The organism is Caldimonas taiwanensis NBRC 104434 (genome assembly GCF_001592165.1).
GTDB lineage: Bacteria > Pseudomonadota > Gammaproteobacteria > Burkholderiales > Burkholderiaceae_C > Caldimonas > Caldimonas manganoxidans.
The window spans coordinates 1-7,778 of sequence record NZ_BCWK01000038.1; the positions used below are offsets into that span (position 1 = coordinate 1).

The window sequence follows — 7,778 nt, forward strand, 5'->3', positions numbered from 1 at the left end:
CTCTCGATCATCACCGACGAACTGCTGAAGTTCGAACTCTCCGGCCAGGTGCTGGCGGATCTTTCCAAGCCCGCCGACGGCGAACTGGGCCAGTTCGGCCGCCTGGTGCTTATGTAGTTCAGGACATAAGCACCATTATGTGGAGTGGATGGTTATGCATTGCAGGTCTCCTTTCGGGTTGAAGTTACGGGGGTAGCGGGTTGGAGGGACTGCGCATAAACCTGAGGAACCGCCCGGCCCGTCGGCCGGGGGATTCCAAAGGAGAAGCGCGATGCTCGAACAGTTCTTTCATTGGCCGCCGCAGGTTGCTCGCTTGCGCAGCAATCCAGGCGTCGAATTGCTTGATGCCTTTGCCGACCATCTGAGCCAGTGCGGCTATTCCCGCAGTCAGGGAAGCCGGCACCTGCGTGCGGCGGCACACCTGCTGTACTGGCTTGACCGAAGCGGGGTTGCGCCCAGCGAGATCGGGCCCGCCGCCATGGGCCAGTTCGCTCGGCATCTGCAACGATGTCGCTGTGCCGGCTTTGCCGGCATGCACCGCGACAAGCTCTTGCGTGGTGTCCGTGCCTTTACGGCCTACCTCGAGGGGCAGGCGCTGTGCACTGCGCGTCACGACACTGAGAACGCTGTCACCTCCGTGTTGTGGGAGCGCTTCTGTCGCTGGATGCGCGAGCAGCGGGGCATCTCCGAGCGCACCCTGCGCGACTACCGCCATCGCCTGCGTCACCTGCTTGCGGATCTGGGCGATGATCCACGCAAACTCGATGTCGCTTACCTGCGGCGCTTCACCCTCGAACTGGGGCGCAATGGCGGGAACGCCGTGGTGAAGTCGACGACGACGGCGCTGCGCCAGTTCGTCCGCTTCCTGGTTGCCGATGGTCAGTGCCCAGTCGGCCTGGAAGAGGCCATCCCGGACATCGCCTACTGGCGCCTGTCTACGCTGCCCCGGTATCTGCAGCCGGAGGAGGTCGAGCGCGTACTGGCCAGTCCGGATACCCGAACACCGGTCGGCAAGCGGGACCGGGCCATTGTGCTGCTGTTGGCGCGGATGGGACTGCGCGCGGGCGACGTGGTGCAACTGCGTCTTGCCGACATCGACTGGCGTGGGGCCACGCTCAGCGTGTGCGGCAAGAACCGGCGGCAAACGCTACTGCCGCTGACACAGGAGGTGGGCGACGGCATCGTGGACTATCTGTTGCGCGGACGCCCAGCGACCGCCTCCGATTGCGTCTTCGTGCGGGCAATCGCTCCGTTCCGACCGTTCCGCGATGCGCGCGGCGTCTCCGACGTCGCCAAGCTGGCACTGCGACGGGCCGGGGTCGACGCGCGGGTGCACGGGGCGGCACATGTGCTGCGGCACTCGGCGGCCTCGTCCATGCTGCGGCAGGGGGCAAGCCTGAATGAGATCGCGGCCGTGCTGCGGCACCAGTCCGTGGTCAGCACGCAGATCTACGCCAAGGTCGATGTCATCGCCTTGCACGAATTGGCGCAACCGTGGCCGGAGGTGTTGCCATGCTGAGCCGGACCGTGCAGGACTACATCAGGGTACGCCGGGCGGCCGGTTTCAAATTCGAGGCACAGGCCGGACTTCTGCGCAGCTTCGCCGCTTACGCCGATGCCAGAGGCGAGCACTACGTGCGTGCCAGCACCGCCGTCGAATGGGCCGGCCTGGCAGCCCAAGTGCCGCAACGCGCCCGCCGTCTGTGGGCCGTCACCCGGTTTGCACGGCACGCCCGGGCGGACGATCCGCGACACGAGGTGCCGCCGCCGGCATTCGGTGGCGCGCGCGGGCCGAGGCGGACGCCCTACATCCTGAGCCAGGATGAGATTGCGCGCCTGCTACAGGCGGCGAGGTGTTACGGCAAGAATCCGCTGCAAGGGGCAACCTACAGCACCCTGTTCGGCCTGCTCGCCTGCACCGGCTTGCGGATCTCGGAGGCCATCCGGCTGCGTCATTCGGACATCACGCCCGACGGCCTGCTCATCCGCAACACCAAATTCCGCAAGAGCCGCCTGGTGGCGCTGCACGACAGTACTCGTACCGCCCTTGAGCGATATCTGTCGCAAAGGCAGGCACTCGCGCCCCTCGACGACCATGTGTTCGTGTCCTTGCGGGGCACACCGCTGATCCGGGAACCTGTGACCAGGGTGTTCCACGACTTGGTCAAGCGTATCGGCCTGCCCCAAGGCGCCGGCCTGCCACGCATCTCACCCCATTCATTGCGCCACACCTTCGCGGTGAGAGCGCTCCTGGCCTGCCCGGACGGACGTGAGCGGATTGCCCGCCACATGGTGGCGCTGTCCACCTACCTCGGGCACGTGGACGCGGCGGCGACCTACTGGTATCTGCAGGCGACCCCGGAGTTGCTGCGGGACATCGCATCCTGTAGCGAGCACTATGTGGAGAGCGCGTCATGACCCCGATCGCTCCCCACATCACCGCGTTTCTGCGGCAACGCCTGATCGAGGAACGTGATGCCAGTCGAAACACGTGCGAGTCCTATGCCTACGCCTTCAAGTTGCTGTTCGAATTCGCGGCGGAGCGGCTCAAGACCACACCGGCGAAGCTGTGTTTCGAACAGATCGATGCCACGCTGGTGGCCGATTTCCTGGCCCACCTCGAGCGTCGTCGCGGCAACGGGGCAAATTCCCGGAACCTCCGTCTGGCGGCCATCAAGTCGTTCATGCGATTCATGCAGTACCGGCTGCCGGCGGCGCTCGACCAGATTCAGCGTGTGCTGGCCATCCCTGCCAAGAAGACGGAGAGCCGGCTGGTCAAGCATCTGACGGTGGCAGAGATGCAGGCCATCCTGGATGCCCCGGCTCCCACGAGCCGCGAGGGGATTCGTGATCGCGCCATGCTGCACCTGTGCTTCGCGGCGGGCTTGCGCGTCTCCGAACTGGTCGGCCTGCAGATGGCGGATTTGCGGCTGCAGCCGGAGGCCAGCATCCGCGTCGAGGGCAAGGGGCGCAAGGAGCGCTGTCTGCCGCTGTGGAAGCAGACCGCGACGGCAGTGCGCGCCTGGCTGGCGGTGCGGGGAACCGTCCCGTCATCCCATCTGTTTGTCAACGCACGCGGTGAGGTCATGACGCGCTCCGGTTTCGAGTACATCCTGGGCAAGCATGCCAGTGCCGCAGCAGCCGTCTGCCCGTCGCTGTCGCAGAAGCGGGTATCGCCGCATTTGTTGCGCCACACCTGCGCGCTGACGGTACTGCAAGCGACCAAGGACCTGCGCAAGGTCTCGCTGTGGCTGGGGCACGCAAGCATTCAGACCACCGAGATCTACACGCGGGCCGATCCGTCCGTGAAGCTGGAGGCACTGGAGTCCATCGTGGCGCCGGCACTGCGCACCGGACGCTTCAAGGCCACCGATGCGCTGATCGCTTCTCTGCATCCGCGTGCGTTCGCCGATGCCGACGATCCGTCTCGACGATAGCAGTCCAGGGCGGTGTCGTCTGGCACGGGTCGGATGACACCGCTTTTTATGCGCAGCCCCGCCAACCCGCTACCCCCGTAACTTCAACCCGAAAGGAGACCTGCAATGCATAACCATCCACTCCACATAATGGTGCTGCTGTGAAGGAGGGTGCGATGAAGGAGGGTGCGATGACCCCAGGCAGCGACGACTTCACGACCTTCCCGCCCGTGCCCCGGGTGGTCACGGTGGCGGGCACCGCCGTGGAACTCACGCCGATCCGGCTGGGCGAGTTGCCCCGGATCCTCTCCGCGGTGCGACCCATCGCCGCCGATCTCTCGGCCGAGCCGGATTGGCTCGACCTCTTGGCCCGGCACGGCGAGGCGGTGCTGGAGCTGCTGGCCATCACCACCCGGCGCGAGCGGGCGTGGATCAACGATCTGTCGCTGGAGGATGCCGTGACGCTCGCGGCAGCTGTGTTCGAGGTGAACGCGGATTTTTTCGTGGGGCGGGTGGTGCCGGCGATCCAGGGCGCGGCGCAGCATCTGGCGCCGATCCTGGAGCAGATGCAGGCTGGGACCAGGCGGTTGCCCGCCTGATCCGCGCCGGGCACCGGCTCGATGAGGTGATGCGCTACACGCTGCCGCAGGCGCGGGCCTTGCTGGAGGCCGACGCACGGGTCGAGCGGCAGCAGCTCGCCCTGCGGCTGGCCCTGCACGCCGTGGCCGCCCAGGGCGACCGGGCGGCCATCGAGCGGTTGCAACGCGAGTTGTGGGAGGACGTGCGGCCATGAAACTGACGCTGGCCACCTCCGGACTGCTCGATCCGCGGCAGCTCTCGGCCTGGAGCACGCAGCAGCGGCGGGCGATCCACGCGGCGGTGGCCAAGGGGATGGCGGTAGGCGGCCGTGAGGTGCGCGAGGTGGCGCGCGCCCAGATGCGCAGCGCCTTTGCGGTGCGGCGCGCGAGCTTCGTCTCGTCGATGCAGACCAAGGTGTTCGACAAGAAGCCCGAGCGCCTGCCCGCGCTGTGGGTGGGCAGCCGCATCCCGTGGCTGGACATCCACGCCCAAGGCGGCGCCGTGAGCGGCAATCTGTTGATCCCGCTGCTGCCGGGACGGATCGGCCCCAAGCGCTTCAAGGCCGTGATCGACGGCCTGATGCGCTCGGGCAACGCCTTCTTCGTCGAGAAGAACGGGCGCGTGCTGCTGATGGCCGAAAACCTCCAGGAAAACGCCGCGCAGCTCAACCGCTTCAAGCGCGCCGAGCGCGAGCGCAGCGGCGTCAAGCGCCTGCAGCGCGGGCAGGAGATTGCGATCGCCGTGCTGGTGCGGCGGGTGGATCTCAAGCGCCGGTTCGATCTCGCGGCAGGCGTGCAAGGCGCCTTGCCGGCACTGGCGCGGGCGATTCAACGGGAACTGGACCAAGCCTGATGGCAAACAACCGCGCCCAAATCCTCATCCGCGCCGTCGATGAGACGCGCGGCGCCTTCGACTCGGTCAAGCGGGGCTTGGGCGGCTTGGCCGATGCCGCCCGCAGCGTCAACGGCGTGCTCGCCGGGCTCGGGGTGGCGGTGTCGGCCGCGGGCCTCGGGGCCATGGTCAAGTCCGCGCTGGAGTCGGCCGATGCGCTCAACAAGCTCTCGCAGCGCGTGGGCATCACGGTGGAGTCGCTCTCCACCCTGGTGCCGGCGGCCGAACTCTCCGGCGTCTCGGCGCAGACCTTCGAGACCGGGCTCAAGAAGCTCGCCACCGCGATGCTCGAGGCGGCCACGGGCTCGGAGGCGTCCGCCCGGCGCTTTGCGGCACTCGGCGTGGCGTTCCAGGACCAGGACGGCCGGCTTCGCGCGACCGACGCGGTGCTGCTCGATCTGGCCGAGCGTTTCCAGGCCATGCCCGACGGGGCGCAGAAGTCGGCGCTGGCGGTGCAACTGTTCGGCAAGAGCGGCGCCGAGCTCATCCCCTTCCTGAACCAGGGGCGCGAAGGCATCGCGGCGTTGACCGGCGAGATGCAGGCGCTGGGCGTGCAGATCGGCGGGCAAACGGCTGCGCAGGCCGAGGCGTTCAACGACGCCTTGGCCAAGGTGAAGCTGGCCACCACCAGCATCGCCAACCGGGTGATCGAGGCCTTCCTGCCGGCGATGAACGAGATGGCGGGCGGCATGGTCGAGTCGGCCAAGCAAGGCGGCGCCTTGCGCGCGATCCTGGACGGCATCGTGCTGGTGCTCAAGACCCTGGCGCTGGGCGCGGCCACGGTCGGCAAGGCCTTCGTCGCCCTGGGTGAGGCGATCGGCGCTGGCATGGCCGCGGCGGTCGAGGCCCTGCGCGGCAACACCGCCGGGGCCAAGGCCATCATCGCCGAACTCAAGGACAGCCTCGTGCGCCGCCTGGACGAACTGGCCGAGTTCCGGGACAGCCTGTTCGACCCCAAGCCCCTCGAGGTCCAGGCGCCCAAGGTGCAGGCCGACCCGGCGCTGCTGCAGCGGCTCACGACGCCGGGCAAGACCCGCGACACGGCGAGCGCCCGGGCCGAGTTGCTCAAGGCGCAGATGGATGCCGAGTTCACCCTGCTCAAAGACGGCTTGCGCCGCCAACAAACCGCGCTCGACGCCGCGCTCGAAGACCGGCTCGTTTCCCTGCGCGACTACTACGCCCGCAAGACCGCGCTGGAGCAGCAGGAGATCGACGCCGAGATCGCCCGCACGCAGCAGCGGCTTGCCCGCAGCCGGCAGGTGGCATCCGGCGGCAAGAGCGAGGAGGAGCGCCTGCGCGGCAAGGCCGAGGTCGCCAGGCTCGAGGCCGAGCTGATCGCGCTCAACAACCGCCGCGCCGACGTCGAGCAGAGCAATGCCCGCGCCGCGGCCAAGGCCGAGCGCGAACTGGCCGATGCGCTGGCCGCCGCGCGCGAGGAACTGGCCAGGCTCACCGGCACCGACACGGCGCAGGACCGCAGAGCCGCGATCGAGCGCAGTTATCGTGACCTGCGCGCGCGCCTGCTGGCCGAGAGCGATGCCGATGGCGTGTCGATCATCGACCGGCTGATCGACGTCAAGGCCGCGCAGGCCAATCTCGAGGCGCTCGAGGCGCAGTGGCGGCAGGTCACCGAGCGGCTGCGCAACGCGCAGGAGGGCATCCAGATCCAGACCCAGGCCGGGCTGCTCACCGAAGCCCAGGCGCGGCAGCAGATCGTGGCCCTGCAGCGCGACTCCGCTGCCGAGATGCAGCGCCTGCTGCCCGCGCTGGAGCAGGCCGCGCAGGCCATCGGGCCGGAAGCCGTGCTGCGCGTGGCGGCATGGCGCAACGAGCTTGCGCGCACGCGGCTGGTCACCGATGAACTCGCCCCGGTGTGGAACCGCATCGGCGAGGCCTTCGGGCAGGCGGTGCAGGGGATCGTCAGCGGCGCGCAATCCCTGCGCGAGGCGCTCTCCAACATCTTCCGCAGCATCGCGGACGCCTTCCTGCAAGAGATGGTGCTCAAGCCCTTCCAGCAGTGGGTGGCGATGCAGGCGCGCATGCTCGCCGTCAAGCTGGGCTTGCTCCAGCAGGAACAGGCCGCCGAGACCGCCGCGGCCGCGCAGTCGGTGGCGACCAAGCAGGCCGAGGCGGCGGCCAAGGTCAGCGCCAATGCGGCGGAAGCCGGCTCCGGGGCGGCCGCCTCGCAGGCCGCGATTCCCGTCGTGGGCCCGGGGCTGGCCATCGCCGCGATGGTGGCGATGGTCGCGGCCGTCATGGCGCTGCTGGGCAACATCAAGAAGTTCGCCGCGGGCGGCTACGTCACCGGCCCGGGGACCGGCACCTCCGATTCCATCCCCGCGCGGCTGTCCGCCGGCGAGTACGTGGTGCGCGCGGCGGCCGTGCAGCGCGTGGGCGTGGCGTTCCTGGATGCGATCAATGGCCTGCGCAGCCCGCCCGTGTGGGACGGGCAGCGCCTGGCCTTCGCCGCCGGCGGGCTGGTGCCGCCGGTGAGCGCGCCGCCCGCCCCGCCGCCGGTGCAGCAGGCCGTGCGCATCGTCAACGCCATCGACCCGGGCGTGACGTACGACCACCTGCAAACGCCCGCCGGCGAGCGGGTGATCCTCAACATCATCGGCCGCAACGCCCGCGCGGTCCGTGCCGCCTTGCAAGGATGACCCCATGGCCCTGCTCTTCATCGACGGTTTCGACCATTACGACCCGCAGCAGCTGGACGACTTCGGCCTGCCGTGGCTCGCGCGCGGCAAGGCGGCGTATCTCTCGCCGCAGGCCATGCGCATCCAGGGCCGGCGGCCGTCGTCCTACGCCCTGCGCCTGCCGGCAGGTGCCGGCGGCGGCTACGTCAAGAACCTCGATGCCACCAAGACCAGCCTCATCATGGGTGCCGCTGTG

At 68.7% G+C, this 7,778-nt stretch carries 7 protein-coding genes and 2 pseudogenes; all 9 read left to right on the forward strand.

Annotated features, from left to right (window positions below):
- A pseudogene (locus CTA01S_RS17090) lies at window positions 1–117 on the forward strand (phage tail tube protein); the annotation flags it as partial.
- A 154-nt stretch (window positions 118–271) separates the two neighbouring features.
- Window positions 272–1,519, forward strand: a complete 1,248-nt coding sequence (locus tag CTA01S_RS15550; protein ID WP_198150901.1) for a site-specific integrase — start codon at window positions 272–274, stop codon at window positions 1,517–1,519.
- Window positions 1,513–2,418 carry a tyrosine-type recombinase/integrase gene (locus CTA01S_RS15555; RefSeq protein WP_062196782.1) on the forward strand — a complete coding sequence of 302 codons (906 nt, stop codon included), beginning with the start codon at window positions 1,513–1,515 and terminating at the stop codon, window positions 2,416–2,418. The genes CTA01S_RS15550 and CTA01S_RS15555 overlap by 7 nt, the downstream gene beginning before the upstream one ends.
- Window positions 2,415–3,437 (forward strand): tyrosine-type recombinase/integrase, encoded by a 1,023-nt coding sequence (locus tag CTA01S_RS15560; RefSeq protein ID WP_062196783.1) that lies wholly within the window; start codon window positions 2,415–2,417, stop codon window positions 3,435–3,437. The genes CTA01S_RS15555 and CTA01S_RS15560 overlap by 4 nt, the downstream gene beginning before the upstream one ends.
- Window positions 3,438–3,592: 155 nt before the next feature.
- Complete coding sequence (locus CTA01S_RS15565; RefSeq protein WP_232301100.1) at window positions 3,593–4,015, forward strand: DUF6631 family protein; 423 nt, start codon at window positions 3,593–3,595, stop codon at window positions 4,013–4,015.
- Between the two features lie 29 nt (window positions 4,016–4,044).
- Entirely contained in the window at window positions 4,045–4,209 is a 165-nt protein-coding gene (locus tag CTA01S_RS16765) for a hypothetical protein (protein ID WP_198150902.1), read from the forward strand.
- Complete coding sequence (locus tag CTA01S_RS15570; RefSeq protein ID WP_062196784.1) at window positions 4,206–4,847, forward strand: DUF6441 family protein; 642 nt, start codon at window positions 4,206–4,208, stop codon at window positions 4,845–4,847. The genes CTA01S_RS16765 and CTA01S_RS15570 overlap by 4 nt, the downstream gene beginning before the upstream one ends.
- The gene (locus CTA01S_RS15575) at window positions 4,847–7,543 is read left to right on the forward strand and encodes a hypothetical protein (protein WP_062196785.1); all 2,697 of its coding nucleotides are present in this window, start codon (window positions 4,847–4,849) and stop codon (window positions 7,541–7,543) included. The genes CTA01S_RS15570 and CTA01S_RS15575 overlap by 1 nt, the downstream gene beginning before the upstream one ends.
- Window positions 7,544–7,547: 4 nt before the next feature.
- Window positions 7,548–7,778 (forward strand): annotated as a pseudogene (locus tag CTA01S_RS15580) (hypothetical protein); the annotation flags it as partial.